This is a genomic window from Variovorax paradoxus, from assembly GCF_009755665.1.
Classification (GTDB): domain Bacteria; phylum Pseudomonadota; class Gammaproteobacteria; order Burkholderiales; family Burkholderiaceae_C; genus Variovorax; species Variovorax paradoxus_G.
The window spans coordinates 5539246-5555117 of the sequence record NZ_CP046622.1 but is presented as its reverse complement, the minus strand read 5'-3'; the positions used below and the strand labels follow the sequence as shown (position 1 = coordinate 5555117).

Sequence of the window (15872 nt, the reverse complement as noted above, 5' to 3'; positions counted from 1 at the left end):
TTTCATTGTCCGCGCCGGACGGCGAAACGCTGGCGCTGCGCCGTCTTCCCGCGGCCGGCGCGCCGCGTGCGGTTGTGGTCCTGGTGCACGGGCTCGGCGAGCACGCCGGGCGCTATGCCGGGCTTGCGGCGCGCCTGCATGAGTGGAACTTTGCCGTATGGGCGTACGACCATCACGGCCACGGCGAATCCTCGGGCGCTCGCGGCGGCTTGCCGAGCGAGCTGCGGCTGGTCGAAGATCTTGCGCTGGTCGTCGACGACGCTCGCCGCGAGAACGCCGGCTCGCCGCTGGTGCTGCTGGGCCACAGCCTGGGCGGGTTGGTCGCGGCCAGCCTGGTGTCGCGTGGCCTTCGGCCGGTCGATGGGCTCGTGCTGTCGTCGCCGGGGCTCGATCCCGGCCTGAACGCTTTACAGAAGGCGCTGCTCGCGGTGCTGCCGCGCATTGCGCCGAACCTGCGTGTCGGCAACGGGCTCGACGACAATTTTCTTTCGCACGACCCGGACGTCGTGCAGGCCTACCGCGCCGATCCGCTCACGCACGACCGCGTCGGCAGCCGGCTCGCGCGTTTTCTCGCGCACGAAGGCGCGGCCATCCAGCAGGCCGCCCCGCATTGGCCGGTGCCCACGCTGTTGATGTATGCGGGCGACGATCATCTCGTGAGGCCGGCCGCCAGCCGTGCCTTTGCCGCGGCGGCCGCGCCCGGTGGCATGGTCGAGGCGCATTGCTTCGAGGCCCTGTACCACGAGATATTCAACGAGCTGGATGCCGGGCCCGTGTTCGCCGCGCTGCAGCGGTGGCTTGACCGGCGCTTTCCGCCCCGCTGAGCGGCGTTCAGGCGTTCGCGGCGGCCTCGCGCCGGCGGGACTTCGCAAGCCACAGCAGCCCCGCGCCCGTGAGCACCACCGGCACCAGCGAACCGTAGTTCAACAGCTGCCAGCCCTGCGTCGTGACCAGCACGCCCGAGGCGAACGAGGTCAGTGCCACTGTCGCGAACACGCAGAAGTTGAGCGCGCCCTGCGCCCGGTCTCGTTCTTCCGCCGTGTAGGCCGTGAGCGAAAGCGTGGTGCTGCCGGTGAACAGGAAGTTCCAGCCCACGCCCAGCAGGCACAGCGCCACGAGAAAATGCTGAAGCTCCACACCCGAGAGCGCGACGGCAATGCAGCCGAAGTTGAGCGCAACCCCCACACCCATCACCGGCAGCGCGCCGAAGCGGCGGATCAGGTGGCCGGTGAAGAAGCCGGGTGCGAACATGCCGATCACGTGCCATTCGAGCACCAGTGCGGCATCGGAGAAAGGCAGGCTGCAGATCTGCATCGCAATCGGCGTGGCGGCCATCAGCAGGTTCATCACGCCAAAACCCAACGCACCCGCCGCGGCCGCCACGATGAACACCGGCTGGCGGATGAGCTGCGACAACGTCCTTCCACCCATCGCCTGCTGGCGTGTGAGCGGGGGCGGAAATTCAATGAAGCGCATGAACACCATCGACAGCAGGGCCACCGCCGCCAGCGCAATGTAGGCACCCGCAAACGGCACGGCGAACACTTCGCGCGTGGCCGTCGCGAGGTTGGGCCCCGCCACCGCGCCGATCAATCCGCCGGCCATCACGAGCGACACGGCCTTCTCGCGCCACGCCGGTGCCGCGAGTTCGGCGGCTGCAAAACGGTAGAGGCCGGCGTTGGCGTTGTAGTAGCCGGCCACCACGGTGGCAAAGCACAGCAGCCAGAAGTTCTTGGAAACCACCGCGAACGCGCACAGCAAGGCCGACCCGAGCCCGACCGCCAGGCCGATCTGGAACGACCCGCGCCGCCCGAAGCGCTGCTGCGTGCGCGCCACCAGCCCGGTAGTCAGCGCACCGCCCACCACGTAGCCCATGATCGGCAGCGTGGCCATCCAGCCGCGCGGCGCAATGCTCAGGCCCACCAAGCCGTTGATCGCAATGAACGTGACGTTGTTGGTCAGGAACAAGCCCTGGCAGATGGCAAGCAGCCAGAGGTTGCGGTTCATCGGAAGAAGGTGGAAGCAGGTTGCGGCATGAAGGCTGAGGTTCTACGTGATTCGCCCCGAATGCGCCAGCCAAAAAAAAGCGCCCTCGCGGGCGCCTTAATTCTTTGAGCAAATCGGCTTACAGCTGCTTGTTCTGCAGCAGGCTGCCGAGTGAACCCAGGAGGTCGTTCGGCGTGTCGAGGCCTTGCTCCGGCACCTTGCCTTGCGGCGTGAGCTGGTCGATGAGGGTGGGCAACATGGCCGCCAGCATGGGCAGCAGGGTTTGCGCATTGATGCCGAGCTTGGAAGCGATGTTGGCGATGGTGTCGCTGCCCAATGCGTCTTGCAGTTGGCCGCCGGAGACCGGCTGGTTTTCTCCCTTGCCGATCCAGGAGCCGATCACGTCGCCCATGCCGGCCTGTTCAAACTTGGAGACCAGGCCTCCCAGGCCGCCTTGGCCGCCGTTGTTGGCGAGCAGGCCGCCCAGCGCGCCGGCCAGGCCGCCGAGATCTCCCAAGCCGCCGATGCCGCCGCCTTGTGGGTGCTGCTGTTGGGCAGCGCCTCCCAGCACTTGGCCGAGTACCGAATCGAGCATTCCCATGACGTTTCCTTGGTGTGTGACAGAACTGCCGGCATTGTCGCCAGCGAGATGAGCTGCGAGCGCAAGGGGTTGCCCACTTTCGAACGCGCAGCGTGACAAATTACTTGGTGCGCGCCGCGCGCTTCGGCAGCAATGCGGGGCTGACCCCTTGCACACCGACCAGGCCGAGCACTGTCACCAGCGAATTCTGCGCGCCTTTCCATGCGTCTGTCACGTCGATCGATTCGCTCAAGGCATGAAAGCCGGTGGACTTGCCGCCGCCACCGATGATGATGGCCGGAATGCCGTACGACATCGGCACATTGGCGTCGGTGCTGCCGCCGCGCAGCAGCGTCTTGTGGCCGAAGGCGGTGTTCGAGCGGATGGCCGCCTCCACGATCACCGAGTCGGACGGCGTACGGCCGCCGGGCCGGTCGCCGATCAGCTTGTTGCTTGCGCTCAGCGTGGTCACGTTCCAGCGCTTGTTTTCCTCGGCCACGGCTTCGTCGATGGCCGCGAGGATCTTCTTCTCGGTTTCGAGCAGCGACGCCATGTCGTCCGAACGGATGTCGATCGCCATGCGCGCATCCGGCGCAATGGTGTTCACCGACGTGCCGCCGCCCACGGTGCCGACAGTGAAGGTGGTCTTCGGGAAGCTGGGCGTGCGCACTTCCGCGATCTTGGCAATGGCGCGGCCCATGCCGTGGATGGCGCTGGGCACCTGGCCGAAGGCAGCAAAGCTGTGGCCGCCCGGCCCCTTGAACGTGACTTCATATCGGTGGCTGGCGGTGCCGAGAATCAGCACGTTGCCGTCCGGCGAAGGCTCCAGCCCCACCATGCCGTCAATGTCGAGGTTGTCGCGGAAGATGGCCTTCATGCCGCGCAGGTTGCCGAGCTCTTCCTCGCCGACATTGGCAACGAAGAGCAGGTCGCCCACGGTCTGCACCTTGTTGTCGTTGAGCACCTTGAGCCACGACAGCAGCACCGAGAGGCCGCGCGTGTCGTCCGCGATGCCGGGCGCGTGCAGCTTGCCGTCGCGCTCCTTCACCTTCACGTCGGTGCCGGAGGGAAACACGGTGTCGAGATGGGCCGAAATGAGCAGCTTGGGGCCGTTGCCGGTGCCCTTGCGCAGGCCGATCACGTTGCCTTCGGCATCGATCTTCGCGTCGGTGAGGCCAAGCGCCTTCATGCGCGCGAGAAAAGCTTCGGCGCGCTTCTGTTCCTTGAACGGGGGCGCCTCGATCTCGGTCAGCATCTTCAGGTCTTCGATCGAGCGGTCGTGGTCGGCCTTGACTGCGTCGAGCAGCTTCTGGATCGAAGGCGCCGCCGTCAGTTGGGTAAAGACCTTGTCGACCTCGGGAGCGACTTGCGCGGGCGTGGGCGCCACGGCGGTGTTCTGAGCCTGCGCACCCTGGGCGGCGAAGAGCATGGCCAGCACAAGGGGAGCGAGGGGCGCAAATCGGAGCGCGCGTGGCGAGCGAAGCATGACGTGAAGATCCTTCTCTGGTTGTGACGAATGGGTGAAGCAAGCATTGTTCCGCAACTCGCAACCCCGCGGGCCGGCCTAGTTTCCAGCTAGCGATACCAGCGCGGCGAGTGCCGCGGTTTCGGCGCGCAGCACACGGGGTCCGAGCGTGACCGGCGCAAAGCCGCACGCGAGCGCTTCTTGCTCTTCAGCGGCGCTCAGGCCGCCTTCGGGACCGCTCAGCACCAGCACGCTTCGGTCGGCCGGAGCCGACGCGATGGCTTCGGCCAAGCGGCGCGTGCCTTCGGCCAGGCTCAGGACGAGGCGCAGCGACTCTTTGCCCGCCGCCGCATCGATCCATGTCGAGGGACTCGAGAAAGACCGCACCGGATGAATCACCGGCACGCGGTTGCGGCCGCATTGCTCGCACGCTGCAATGGCAATGGCCTCCCAGTGCGCCCTCTTCTTCTCGGCGCGTTCGCCTGAAAGGCGCAGCACGCCGTGGGCCGTTGCAAGGGGCTGAATGCTTGCAACACCCAGTTCGGTGGCTTTTTCGACCAGCCAGTCCATGCGCTCGTTGGCGGGCATGCCGACCGCGAGATGCACTGCGCGCGCAGCCTCGCGCTCCGCCGGCGTGTGGACGCCGACCGTGACGGAAACGTCGCTGCGCCCCATGCGCTCGACCGTGGCCGTGTATTCGCCGCCGGAACCGTCGAACAGCGTGAGTGCATCGCCGGGTTGCATCCGCAGCACTTGCACGTGGCGCGCGGCGCCGGGCGGCAGGGCCAGTGTGGCGCCGGCGGCCAGCGGCACCGGGCAGTGAAAACGGGGCATCTAGACCCTGCCGTAGGCAAAGCCGGTGATGGCCGAGCTGCCTTCGATTTCGTCGATCACGCGCAGCAGCGGAGTCAGCTCCATGTAGCGGCTGGCCGTGGAGCGGATGTAGGCGATGAAGCGCGGTGTGTCCGCCAGGTAGCGCGGCTTGCCGTCGCGCAGCGTCAGGCGGGCGAAGATGCCGGCGACCTTGAGGTGGCGCTGCAGGCCCATCCATTCGACGGAACGATAGAAAGCACCGAAATCCGGATCGACCGGCAGCTTGGCCTTGCGGGCGGCTTCCCAGTAGCGGATGGTGATGTCGAGCACGAATTCTTCTTCCCAGCTCAGGAAGGCGTCGCGCATCAGGCTCGCGATGTCGTAGGTGATCGGGCCGTAGACCGCGTCCTGGAAGTCGAGCACGCCAAGCGTGGGGGCCACATTGACCATCAGGTTGCGCGGCATGAAGTCGCGGTGGACGTAGACGCTGGGCGAGGCCAGGTTGCTCTCCACGATGAGCCTGAAGCTGCGATCCAGCCGCTCCTTGAGCTGGCCTTCGACCGCAATGCCGCGGTGGCGGCCGATGTACCACTCGGGGAAAAGCGCCAGCTCCCGCTCGAGCAACGCCCTGTCATACGGCGGCAGTACGCCCGGCTTGGACGCCAGTTGCCAACGGATCAGCGCGTCGATCGCCTGGTCGTAGAGCGGGCGGCTCGCGTCGGGCTTGGCCGGGTCGATCACGTCGAGCATCGTCTGGTGGCCAAGATCGTCGAGCAGCAGAAAGCCGTTGGGCCGGTCCCACTCGAGCACCCGCGGCGCCGTGACGCCGGCTTCGGCCATCAGGCGCGCGATGTGCACGAACGGTTCGCTGTTTTCCTTGTCGGGCGGCGCATCCATCACGATGCGGGTGCCGGCGGCCTCCGCAGTGTCGACGCGGAAGTAGCGCCGAAAGCTCGCATCGGCCGACGCGAGGCGAACGGTGCCGGGCAGCAGGCGGTGCGCGGCGGCAATGCCGGCCAGCCAGCCTTCGAACACCGCGGCGCGCTGCGGATCGGTCCAGAGAATGGGGTTGGCAGGGGGTGCGGGCTCGGTGGCCGGGGACGGGGGTGCTGTCATGGATAATCGATTCTACAAATCCGCCTGGCGCGGCAACTCCTGCGGTCCTCCCTGGTCGAACAGAGTTGCCGCCGGCCCCTGCAACCTGCCGGCCTGCCGCGCCGTCCTCCCGACGATTTCTTCGTTCCTGACCGATGCCTACGATCCAAAGCTCCCACGTTTGGCACCTTGTGCACTCGCAGCCCTCCCCGGGGAGACTGCGGTCCTTCTCCGGAACGATGCGGCGGGGCGCTTGATGAGCCGACGTGCTGCTGCCTTGCGGCGTTCCGGTCCGCCGCTGCCGTTGGCGTTGCTGTCGCTGGCGATGCTGCACGCGCACGGCGCCTCCGCACAGCCCGCGGGCGGCCTCGACGGCCCGCTGGTGCTCAAGCGCACGCCGCAACTGACCGAAACACTGCCCCCCGCCGAGCGGGGCCAGCTGCCGAGCCTGATCACAGGCGACCGCCTGTCGGGCCGCCAGGACCTGGAGACCGTGGTCGAAGGCAATGCCACGCTGCGGCGCGGCGAAGTCGCCATCACCGCCGACCGGCTCGAGTACTACCAGCCCGACGACCGCGCCAAGGCGCGCGGCAACGTGCGGGTGAACCAGGCCGGCAACGTGTACGAAGGCCCCGAGCTCGAGCTCAAGCTCGAGACCTTCGAAGGCTTCTTCAACAATGTGCGCTACAGCTTTCTCGCCACCGGCGGGCACGGCGAGGCGCAGCGCATCGATTTCGTCGACAGCAGCGTGTCGGTGGCCCGTAGCGCCACTTACACCACCTGCCGCCGCGAAGACTACCCGGGCTGGATGCCCGCCTGGCTGCTGACCGCGGCCACCATGACCACCGACACCGAGGAAAACGTCGGCGTGGCCACCAATGCGCGGCTGAGCTTCATGGGCATCAGCACGCCGCCGCTGCCGAGCGTGAGCTTTCCGTTGTCGAGCGAACGCAAGAGCGGCCTGCTGCCGCCCACGGTCGGCATCGACAACACCAACGGCATCGAGATTTCGCAGCCGTACTACTGGAACATCGCACCCAACCGGGATGCCACGTTCACGCCCACGCTGATGAGCAAGCGGGGGCTCAACCTGGGCTCGGAATTCCGCTATCTCGAGAAGGGTTACGACGGCAGCATTCGCCTCGACTTCATGGGCAGCGACCGCCTGGTGGGACAGCGCTACAACGAGCTGCGCGCCAGCCAGCTCCAGCAGCTCGCCAACGGAGAAATCCAGGCCAAGGACCTGACCGCAGCGCCCAACAGCAGCAAGCGCTGGGGCATCTGGGGCACCCATCACCAGGAGTTCAATGCCAAGGCGCTGGGACTGGATTCCCTGTCGGCCAACATCAACATCAACCGCGTCAGCGACGACGACTACTGGCGCGACTTCTCGCGCACGCCCACGCTGGCACAGCGCCAGCTGCCGAACGAAGCGGCACTCAACTGGGGCAAGGGCGACTGGAACGGCATTCTGCGCACCACGCGCTACCAGACGCTGCAATACACCGCGTCGCCGATCGTGCCGTCCTATGACCGCATGCCGCAGATCACCGCCAACTACCGAAAGTACGACTGGCACGGCTTCGACGTGGGGCTGAATCTCGACTACACCCGCTTCCGGGTCAACAGCATCCTGAGCGGCCAGCCCGGCTTCGACGTCAACCAGCAGTCGCAGCCCGACGGGGACCGCGCCTTTGCGCAGGCAACCATCAGCCGTCCGTTCATCACGCCGAGCTCCTTCGTCATTCCGAAGCTGCAACTGCACGCGACTTCGTACAGCTACTACCTGCCGCAAGCGGACGTTCCGAAGCTCACCGTCAACGGGATCACGTACGTCAACGGCGTGCCCTACAACCCGAATTCGCTGTACTTCTTCCCGACTTCGAGCAACCGGACGGTGCCGACCTTCAGCCTCGACAGCGGCCTGATCTTCGAGCGCGACGCAAGCTACTTCGGCCGCGCCTTCCGCCAGACGCTGGAACCGCGCGCGTACTACGTCTACACGCCGTACCGCAACCAGAGCATGCTGCCGAACTACGACTCGGCCGCCAACGACTTCAGCTTTGCGACCATCTATACCGAGAACGCGTTCTCTGGCAACGACCGCATCTCCGACACCAACACGCTCACGCTCGGCGTGACCTCCCGCCTGATCGACCCCGATACGGGCGTCGAGGCGGCGCGCTTCGGCATTGCGCAGCGGCTGCGCTTCAGCGACCAGAAGGTCACGCTGCCGGGCGGCGTGCCGGTCACCGACCGCGCGAGCGACCTGCTGGTGGGTGCCCAGATCAACTGGACGCCCAAGTGGAGCCTGGACACCGTCGTTCAGTACAACCCCGACACGCAAAGATCGACGCGCTCGGCCATCAGCGCGCGCTACAACCCCGAGCCGTACCACAACCTCAGCGCCGCCTTCCGTTACCAGGCGCCCAGCACCCCGACCGCCACCGACGGCAACAAGTCGATCGACGTGGGCTGGCAGTGGCCGCTCAACGACCTGTGGGGCGACAAGGGCAAGGACCTCGGCCCGGGCAAGGGCCAGGGCGGCGGCCGCTGGTATGCGGTGGGCCGGCTCAACTACAGCCTGCAGGACAAGAAACTCACGGACGGCGTGCTCGGCTTCGAGTACGACGGCTGCTGCTGGATCGGCCGCGTGGTGCTGCAGCGCGTGACCACCGGGCAGGTGACGGCCAACACCCGCATCATGTTCCAGCTCGAATTCGTCGGATTTTCCAGCATCGGATCGAGTCCCATGCAGGCACTGCGGCAAAACATCCAGCGCTACCAGCCCCTGCGAGAGCCCACCGAGGCGCCGAGCCGCTTCACCAATTACGACTGAGACGATTGAGCAACGCCATGAAACACATCCGTTCCATCCTTACCCTGAGCTGCCTTGCGGCGCTGGCCGCAACGTCGGGCGCGCAGGGCCTGCGTTCCGGCGGCGGCATCACGGACATCATGCGCGCGGGACCGCGCCTTGCGCCTCCGGTGCAGCGCAGTGCGCCTCCCGCTGCGGCGCCCGTGCAGCGCTCGGCCGAGTACATCGTCGCGCTGGTCAATTCCGAGCCCATCACCAACACCGAGGTGCAGACGCGCGTCACTCGCCTCGTCCGCGAAAATCCGGAGGCTGAGCGGGTGCCCCGCGCTGAACTCACGCGCCTCGTGCTCGAGCGCCTGATCTCCGAGCGCGCGCAGCTCCAGTTGGCGAAGGAAAACGGGATCAAGGTGGACGACGTGGCAATCGACCAGGCCGAACAGACGGTGGCACGCCAGAACGAACTGAGCCTCGAAGAACTGCGCCGCCGCGTCGCGGCCGAAGGCATCTCGGCGCGCCAGTTCCGCAACGACCTGCGCGACCAGTTGCTGCTCACGCGCCTGCGCGACCGCGAAGTCGAGTCGAAGATAAAGATCAGCGATGCCGAAGCCGACGAGTACCTGCGCGACCAGCGCAACTCGCCCACGAAGGACGCGGCCCTGCAGAACATCAACCTTGCTCAGCTGCTCGTCGCCGTGCCCGAGAACGCCACCGACGCGCAGGTCGCCACGCTGCAGCAGAAGGCCCAGGGTCTCGCGCAGCGCGCCCGCTCCGGCGAAGACTTCGCCAAGCTGGTGCAGGAAAACTCCGATTCGCCCGATCGCGCCAACGGCGGTGCCATCGGCATGCGCAGTGCCGACCGCTATCCGACGCTGTTCGTCGAAGCGACCCAGTCGACGCCGGTCAACGGTATTGCCGGTCCCATTCGCTCGGGTGCGGGCTTTCACGTGCTGAAGGTGCTGGCCAAGGCCCAGCTGGGTGCCATGGATGCAACCGTTACGCAAACCCAGGTGCGCCACATCCTGCTGCTCAACGATCCCAAGCGCACGACGGCGCAAGCGGTGGCGCAGCTGGCTGAATTCAAGCGCCGCGTGCAAGCGGGCTCGGCCGACTTTGCCGGCCTGGCGCGCGACAACTCGCAGGACGCCAGCGCCAAGGAAGGGGGCGATCTCGGCTGGTCGCGCCCGGGCCAATTCGTGCCCGAGTTCGAAGAAGCCATGGACCGGCTGGCACCGGGCCAGATCAGCGACCCCGTGGTGTCGCGCTTCGGCGTTCACCTGATCCAGGTGGTCGGCCGCCGCGAATCCAAGCTCACGCAGGCCGAGCAGCGCGAAGCCGCACGCGCGGTGCTGCGCGAGCAGCGGGTCGAGGAGGCCTTCACCACCTGGGTGCAGGAAGTGCGCGCGCGCGCCTACGTCGAATACCGCGAGACGCCCCAGTCCTGATGGCACATATCGCCAGGAAGCGGTTCGGGCAGCATTTCCTGTCCGACGGCGGCATCATCGATGCGATCGTGCACGAGATCGCGCCGCAGCCCGGCGATGCCATGGTCGAGATCGGTCCGGGGCTCGCGGCGCTCACGCAGCCGCTGGTCGAACGGCTCGGGCGCCTGACAGTGGTCGAGCTCGACCGCGACCTGGCCAAGCGCCTGCGGGACCATCCGCAGCTCGACGTCATCGAATCCGATGTTCTCAAGGTCGATTTCGCCGAACTGGCGGCCCGGTTCCCGACACCGCTGCGCGTGGTCGGCAACCTGCCCTACAACATCTCCACGCCCATCCTGTTCCATCTGCTGGGTTTCGCGCACCTGATTGCCGACCAGCATTTCATGCTGCAGAAGGAAGTGATCGACCGCATGGTCGCCAGGCCCGCCACTTCCGACTACAGCCGCCTGAGCGTGATGCTGCAGTGGCGCTACGAGATGGAAAACGTGCTGTTCGTGCCGCCGGAGAGTTTCGATCCGCCGCCGCGCGTCGACAGCGCCGTGGTGCGAATGATGCCGCTGGCGCAGCCGCCGGACGTCGATGCCGCCCGGCTCGGCGAGATCGTGCAGGTCGCCTTCAGCCAGCGCCGCAAGATCATGCGCCATACCCTGGGCAGGTGGCTCGAAGAGCATGGCTTTGCGGGCGAATTCGACGCCCAGCGCCGGGCCGAGGAAGTGCCCGTGGCCGAATACGTGGCCTTGGCCCAGGCCGTTCCTCCCGAGCCCAAATAAAAAAGCCCGTCGAGACGGGCTTTTTTATTGCGCCGGGGGCCGGGGCTTTAAGCCGCTGCCAGCCAGTAGCCCGCATTGAAGGGGCTGCTCATGCGCAATGCGAGCGGGGAAACGTCGACCAGTTTATCGGTCGGCATTTTTTCGCCTTCCGGCTCCGTGCCAGTTGCCGCGGCAGCTGTGCCGCCATTGATTTCGATGCCATCGAGTGCTGCGCCGTTCGGCTGAGCCTCGTTCGCCCGTTCTGCTTGGCTGGTGTGTGCAGAACGGGCTACAGAAAAGAATAGAAGCACCGGAACGGGACTTTCCGGTCTCCCCAGTAGTCGGAGGCGTCGCGGAAGATGTCGAGCAGCTGCTCGCGCGCTTCCTTGTCGAACTTGGCGTTGGCCGGAATCTGTTCGAGCACGATCACGAAGCCGGGCTGCGGGCCCGATTTATGCAACGGGTCGGTCATGCAGTCGTACAGCGCGTCGAAATTCTTGCCGAAGTGCGCCGGAAAGGTGAACTGCTGCGCGATGAGGTCGAGAACGTCCTGCTTGGTCTGGGCATTGCCCAGGTTGGCGTACAGGAAGTGCTGGCCCGCTGCATTGGCGGCTTCCTGCAGGTCGTTCACGCGGAACGCACGAATCGATTGCACGATGTTCGGGCGTACGGCACGAAGGGATAAGGTCATCTCCGCTGGTCTTTCCATAGTCATCATCATTTCTTCGGGGCGCTTCGGGGCGCCGCTCAAGTCGTTGTCATCGCTCATGGTGCAATCCGTCTGAAACTCGCGTAGTGGTCTGCCGTGTACCAGCAGGCCTCGGGTGTGGTGCGCTGTTCACCGCCGCAGACAATGCGCCGTGCACCGCGATCACGCGAGCCGGGTGTTGCCACCGTGTACTCGCGGTAGTGATCGCGCCGCGCGGGCGGCAAAAGACGCTCGCGATTGCCAAATACAGTGCCGTCCTTTTCGTATCGGAAGGGGCCGCCACTCAGGATGGCTTCGTAGGTTCGCTGGCCCTGAACCGGCAATTCGGACAGTGCAATCGATTCCTGAGCAGGCTTTCCGGTGCCGAACCACTCGCGGCGGGCCTCGGCCCCCGTCGCCAACGCCGCCAGCACAAAGCCGGTGAGCGCAAACTTAGTGACAGAGGACGTGATCGAGGCGTAAGCCGCCATGGGGCACCACAAGAAAAGAGCGGGCGGTTCCGAATTGGCAGGCAAACCTTGGGGTTAACCCGCAAATTCAAGCCCGCGAGTGTGCACCACGCTGGCGAAAATAGCAAGCGACTGCCCAAAGTTTGAGCAGTGCGAAGGGACGGAGAGTGGCTGTTTAAGTGGGCAGCCACTCTCGTCAGGTGGCTTATCGCTCCGCGTTTGCGTCAGCGACTGTCAAGGCTGTCATGTTCACGATGCGCCGAACAGTTGCGCTGGCCGTGAGAATATGCACAGGTTTGGCGGCACCGAGCAGCACCGGGCCGATGGCGATATTTCCGCCTGCCGCGGTCTTGAGCAGGTTGTAAGAAATATTGGCTGCATCGATGTTTGGGAAAACCAACAGATTGGCGTCGCCCGCGAGTGCGCTGTGCGGCATGACGACCGCGCGCTGCTTGCTGTCGAGCGCCACGTCGCCATGCATCTCGCCGTCCACTTCAAGCCAGGGCGCCTGCACGCGCAGCAGGTCGAGCGTCTTGCGCATCTTGACCGCGCTGGGCTCGTTGCTGGTGCCAAAGTTGGAATGCGACAACAGCGCGGCCTTGGGCTTGAGGCCGAAGCGCATCATTTCCTCGGCCGCCATGGTCGTGATTTCGGCCAGTTCCTCGGGCGAGGGGTCGTAGTTGACGTGGGTGTCTACCAGGAACACCTGACGGTCGGGCAGCAGCAGGCCATTCATGCAGGCGTACACCGGCACGTCCTGCGGAGTGCTTTCGCAGCCGCCTGGACGCTTGCCGATCACCTGGTCGATGTAGTGCAGGTGGATCAGCGTGGTCCCCCAGGTGCCGCAGATCATGCCGTCGACTTCGTCCTTGTGCAGCAACATGGCGCCGATCAGCGTCAGGCGGCGGCGCATCTCGATCTTGGCGGTTTGCACCGTCTGGCCCTTGCGCTCGGTCATGCGGTGGTAGGTCTGCCAGAAGTCGCGGTAGCGGTGGTCCTGCTCGACGTTGACGATGTCGTAGTCGAGCTCTTCCTTCAGGCGCAGCCCGAACTTCTCGATGCGCTGCGCAATGATGGCCGGACGGCCGATCAGTGTGGGGCGGGCAATGCCTTCGTCCACGACGATCTGCGCGGCGCGCAGGACGCGCTCTTCCTCGCCCTCGCAATACGCCACGCGCTTCTTCTGCGCCCGCTTGGCGGCGTCGAAGATGGGCTTCATGGTGGTGCCCGACGCATAGACGAAGCTCTGCAGGCGGTCGCGGTAGGCGTCCATGTCCTTGATAGGACGCGTGGCTACGCCGCTTTCCGCCGCAGCCTTGGCCACTGCCGGAGCGATCTTCATCATCAAGCGCGGATCAAACGGCTTCGGAATGAGGTATTCCGGGCCGAAAGACAGCTTTTCGCCGACATAGGCGGCAGCCACGCGCTCGCTCTGCTCGGCCTGGGCCAGGTCGGCAATGGCGTGCACCGCCGCAATTTCCATCTCGTCGGTGATGGTGGTGGCGCCCGAGTCGAGCGCGCCGCGGAAGATGTACGGGAAGCACAGGACGTTGTTGACCTGGTTCGGGTAGTCCGTGCGGCCCGTGGCCATGATCACGTCCGGGCGCACCGCGTGGGCGTCTTCGGGCGAGATTTCGGGGTTCGGGTTGGCCAGTGCAAAGATCACCGGGCGGGGCGCCATTTTGGCCACCATGGCCGGCTTGAGCACGCCGCCGGCCGACAGGCCCAGGAACACGTCGGCGCCTTCGACCACCTCGGCCAGCGTGCGTGCGGTGGTTTTCTGCATGTACTGGCGCTTGTCGTCGTCCATGAGCTCTTCGCGGCCCTCATAGACCACGCCGGCCAGGTCGGTCACGAACACGTTCTCGCGCTTCAGGCCCACCTTGAGCAGCAGGTTCAGGCAGGCCAGCGCCGCGGCGCCCGCACCGGAGGTGACCAGCTTGACCTGGGTGATGTCCTTGCCCGCCACTTTCAGGCCGTTGAGCATGGCCGCCGCCACCGTAATGGCCGTGCCGTGCTGGTCGTCGTGGAACACCGGAATCTTCATGCGCTTGCGCAGTTCGCGCTCGACGTAGAAGCAGTCGGGGGCCTTGATGTCTTCCAGGTTGATCGCGCCGAAGGTCGGCTCCAGCGCGGCGATCACCTCGACCAGCTTGGCCGGGTCCTTCTCGTCGATCTCGATGTCGAACACGTCGACGCCGGCGAACTTCTTGAAAAGCACGCCCTTGCCTTCCATCACCGGCTTGGCCGCCAGCGGGCCGATGTCGCCCAGGCCCAGCACAGCGGTGCCGTTGGTGATCACCGCCACCAGGTTGCCGCGGGCCGTGTACTTGAAGGCGTTGGCCGGGTCCTTGACGATTTCCTCGCAGGGCGCGGCCACGCCGGGCGAATAGGCCAGCGACAGGTCGCGCTGGTTCACCATCTGCTTGGTCGCGGCGATGGCAATCTTGCCCGGCACCGGAAGCTCGTGGTACTCGAGGGCTGCGCGACGCAACTCGGCGCGCTTGTCTTCGGGCGTAGGGGTCGATGAGTTCGTCGAATCGGACATGTGCCGTTGCTCCTGGTGGCGCTTCTTCTGGGGGCGCCGATTGTAGACCTCGGCCCATCGAGCCATATGCCACATGGCAAGCAACGAGGCATGCCGAAAGCAACACGGCCTGTCAAGGCGATGTGGCAATATGCGCAGTCTGTAAAAAAATTCGACGAGGAGCGGCCATGGCCCTGATGGATTTCATCAAGAAACAGTTCATCGACATCATCCAGTGGACCGAGACTGGCGATGGCACGCTGGCCTGGCGTTTCCCCATGGCCGAGATGGAAATCCAGAACGGCGCCTCCCTCACCGTTCGCGAGTCGCAGGTGGCCGTGTTCGTCAACGAAGGCCAGGTGGCCGACGTGTTCGGCCCCGGCATGTACAAGCTGACGACGCAGACGCTGCCCGTGCTCACGTACCTCAAGAACTGGGACAAGCTCTTCGAATCTCCCTTCAAGAGCGACGTGTACTTCTTCAGCACGCGCCAGCAGGTCGACCAGAAGTGGGGCACGCCGCAGCCCATCACCATCCGCGACAAGGACTTCGGTGCCGTGCGCCTGCGCGCCTTCGGCAACTACTCGTTCCGGATCGGCGACGCCAAGCTTTTTCACACCGAGATTTCCGGCACGCGCGACATCTACAGCGTGGCCGACCTCGACGGCCAGCTGCGTGGCCTGGTGCTGCAGAACATCAGCAACGCCATCGCTTCCAGCGGCGTGCCCTTTCTCGACCTTGCGGCCAACCAGATCCAGTTTGCGCAGGCGCTGGCCGCGCAGTTGGTGCCCGAGTTCGAAAAGATCGGGATCAAGCTCGAGAACATCACGGTCCAGAACGTCTCGCTCCCCGAAGAGCTGCAGAAGATCCTCGACCAGAAGATCGGCATGGGCATGGTCGGCAACGACATGGGCAAGTTCATGCAGTACCAGACCGCGCAAGCCATTCCCAAGTTTGCCGAAGGCGCGGCCAACGGCGGCGGCATTGCGGGCGATGCCATGGGTCTTGGCGCCGGCGTGGCGCTCGGACAGGTGCTGGCGCAAAACCTCGCGCAGGGCCTGAGCCCCAACGCAGCGGCGCAGGCCGCGGCGACGCAGCAGCAGCCGGCCGTGGCCGTGGTGAGCCCGAACGATGTCATGACCACGCTCGAGAAACTCGGCGAGCTCAAGACCAAGGGCATCCTCACGCAGGAAGAGTTCGACGCCAAGAAGGCGGAGCTGCTCAAGAAGCTGGTCTAAG

General features: G+C 65.7%; 13 protein-coding genes. 5 read left to right on the top strand and 8 right to left on the bottom strand.

What is annotated here, in order from left to right:
• Positions 1-5: 5 nt before the first annotated feature.
• Positions 6-824 (top strand): alpha/beta hydrolase, encoded by an 819-nt coding sequence (locus tag GOQ09_RS25945; protein ID WP_242630940.1) that lies wholly within the window; start codon positions 6-8, stop codon positions 822-824.
• Between the two features lie 7 nt (positions 825-831).
• Here GOQ09_RS25945 and GOQ09_RS25940 read toward each other — a convergent pair whose 3' ends face one another.
• From GOQ09_RS25940 to GOQ09_RS25920, 5 genes are all read right to left on the bottom strand, one after another.
• Positions 832-2007, bottom strand: a complete 1176-nt coding sequence (locus GOQ09_RS25940) for an MFS transporter (RefSeq protein WP_157616504.1) — start codon at positions 2005-2007, stop codon at positions 832-834.
• A gap of 118 nt (positions 2008-2125) precedes the next feature.
• Positions 2126-2587 carry a YidB family protein gene (locus tag GOQ09_RS25935; RefSeq protein WP_157616503.1) on the bottom strand — a complete coding sequence of 154 codons (462 nt, stop codon included), beginning with the start codon at positions 2585-2587 and terminating at the stop codon, positions 2126-2128.
• A gap of 100 nt (positions 2588-2687) precedes the next feature.
• Entirely contained in the window at positions 2688-4052 is a 1365-nt protein-coding gene (locus GOQ09_RS25930) for a M20/M25/M40 family metallo-hydrolase (RefSeq protein ID WP_157616502.1), read from the bottom strand.
• A 78-nt stretch (positions 4053-4130) separates the two neighbouring features.
• Complete coding sequence (locus tag GOQ09_RS25925) at positions 4131-4865, bottom strand: 16S rRNA (uracil(1498)-N(3))-methyltransferase (RefSeq protein WP_157616501.1); 735 nt, start codon at positions 4863-4865, stop codon at positions 4131-4133.
• On the bottom strand, positions 4866-5960 hold the full coding sequence (locus GOQ09_RS25920) for an aminoglycoside phosphotransferase family protein (protein ID WP_157616500.1): 1095 nt from the start codon (positions 5958-5960) through the stop codon (positions 4866-4868). It lies immediately after the preceding gene.
• 235 nt (positions 5961-6195) lie between these two features.
• Between GOQ09_RS25920 and GOQ09_RS25915 the strand changes: the two genes are divergently transcribed.
• The 3 genes from GOQ09_RS25915 to rsmA are packed head-to-tail and all read left to right on the top strand — an operon-like array spanning position 6196 to position 10969.
• Positions 6196-8778, top strand: coding sequence for an LPS-assembly protein LptD (locus tag GOQ09_RS25915; protein ID WP_157616499.1), 2583 nt, complete (start codon positions 6196-6198; stop codon positions 8776-8778).
• A 17-nt stretch (positions 8779-8795) separates the two neighbouring features.
• Positions 8796-10199 carry a peptidylprolyl isomerase gene (locus GOQ09_RS25910; protein ID WP_157616498.1) on the top strand — a complete coding sequence of 468 codons (1404 nt, stop codon included), beginning with the start codon at positions 8796-8798 and terminating at the stop codon, positions 10197-10199.
• Positions 10199-10969 (top strand): 16S rRNA (adenine(1518)-N(6)/adenine(1519)-N(6))-dimethyltransferase RsmA, encoded by a 771-nt coding sequence (gene rsmA, locus GOQ09_RS25905; RefSeq protein WP_157616497.1) that lies wholly within the window; start codon positions 10199-10201, stop codon positions 10967-10969. Before GOQ09_RS25910 ends, rsmA begins: the two co-directional genes overlap by 1 nt.
• Positions 10970-11237: 268 nt before the next feature.
• Here rsmA and GOQ09_RS25900 read toward each other — a convergent pair whose 3' ends face one another.
• From GOQ09_RS25900 to GOQ09_RS25890, 3 genes are all read right to left on the bottom strand, one after another.
• Positions 11238-11663: a barstar family protein gene (locus tag GOQ09_RS25900; protein WP_086012221.1), complete on the bottom strand. Its 426-nt coding sequence runs from the start codon at positions 11661-11663 to the stop codon at positions 11238-11240.
• A 50-nt stretch (positions 11664-11713) separates the two neighbouring features.
• Positions 11714-12127 carry a ribonuclease domain-containing protein gene (locus tag GOQ09_RS25895; RefSeq protein WP_157616496.1) on the bottom strand — a complete coding sequence of 138 codons (414 nt, stop codon included), beginning with the start codon at positions 12125-12127 and terminating at the stop codon, positions 11714-11716.
• 184 nt (positions 12128-12311) lie between these two features.
• Positions 12312-14654 (bottom strand): NADP-dependent malic enzyme, encoded by a 2343-nt coding sequence (locus GOQ09_RS25890; RefSeq protein ID WP_157616495.1) that lies wholly within the window; start codon positions 14652-14654, stop codon positions 12312-12314.
• A gap of 167 nt (positions 14655-14821) precedes the next feature.
• Between GOQ09_RS25890 and GOQ09_RS25885 the strand changes: the two genes are divergently transcribed.
• A complete protein-coding gene (locus GOQ09_RS25885; protein ID WP_157616494.1) occupies positions 14822-15871 on the top strand; it encodes an SPFH domain-containing protein in 1050 nt (349 codons plus the stop codon).
• Position 15872 lies beyond the last annotated feature (1 nt).

What these genes read in the sequence shown, in the direction of transcription:
- GOQ09_RS25940 (WP_157616504.1), bottom strand. Translation starts at nt 2,007, where the DNA reads ATGAACCGCAACCTCTGGCTGCTTGCCATCTGCCAGGGCTTGTTCCTG.
- GOQ09_RS25935 (WP_157616503.1), bottom strand. Translation starts at nt 2,587, where the DNA reads ATGGGAATGCTCGATTCGGTACTCGGCCAAGTGCTGGGAGGCGCTGCC.
- GOQ09_RS25930 (WP_157616502.1), bottom strand. Translation starts at nt 4,052, where the DNA reads ATGCTTCGCTCGCCACGCGCGCTCCGATTTGCGCCCCTCGCTCCCCTT.
- GOQ09_RS25925 (WP_157616501.1), bottom strand. Translation starts at nt 4,865, where the DNA reads ATGCCCCGTTTTCACTGCCCGGTGCCGCTGGCCGCCGGCGCCACACTG.
- GOQ09_RS25920 (WP_157616500.1), bottom strand. Translation starts at nt 5,960, where the DNA reads ATGACAGCACCCCCGTCCCCGGCCACCGAGCCCGCACCCCCTGCCAAC.
- GOQ09_RS25915 (WP_157616499.1), top strand. Translation starts at nt 6,196, where the DNA reads ATGAGCCGACGTGCTGCTGCCTTGCGGCGTTCCGGTCCGCCGCTGCCG.
- GOQ09_RS25910 (WP_157616498.1), top strand. Translation starts at nt 8,796, where the DNA reads ATGAAACACATCCGTTCCATCCTTACCCTGAGCTGCCTTGCGGCGCTG.
- rsmA (WP_157616497.1), top strand. Translation starts at nt 10,199, where the DNA reads ATGGCACATATCGCCAGGAAGCGGTTCGGGCAGCATTTCCTGTCCGAC.
- GOQ09_RS25900 (WP_086012221.1), bottom strand. Translation starts at nt 11,663, where the DNA reads ATGACTATGGAAAGACCAGCGGAGATGACCTTATCCCTTCGTGCCGTA.
- GOQ09_RS25895 (WP_157616496.1), bottom strand. Translation starts at nt 12,127, where the DNA reads ATGGCGGCTTACGCCTCGATCACGTCCTCTGTCACTAAGTTTGCGCTC.
- GOQ09_RS25890 (WP_157616495.1), bottom strand. Translation starts at nt 14,654, where the DNA reads ATGTCCGATTCGACGAACTCATCGACCCCTACGCCCGAAGACAAGCGC.
- GOQ09_RS25885 (WP_157616494.1), top strand. Translation starts at nt 14,822, where the DNA reads ATGGCCCTGATGGATTTCATCAAGAAACAGTTCATCGACATCATCCAG.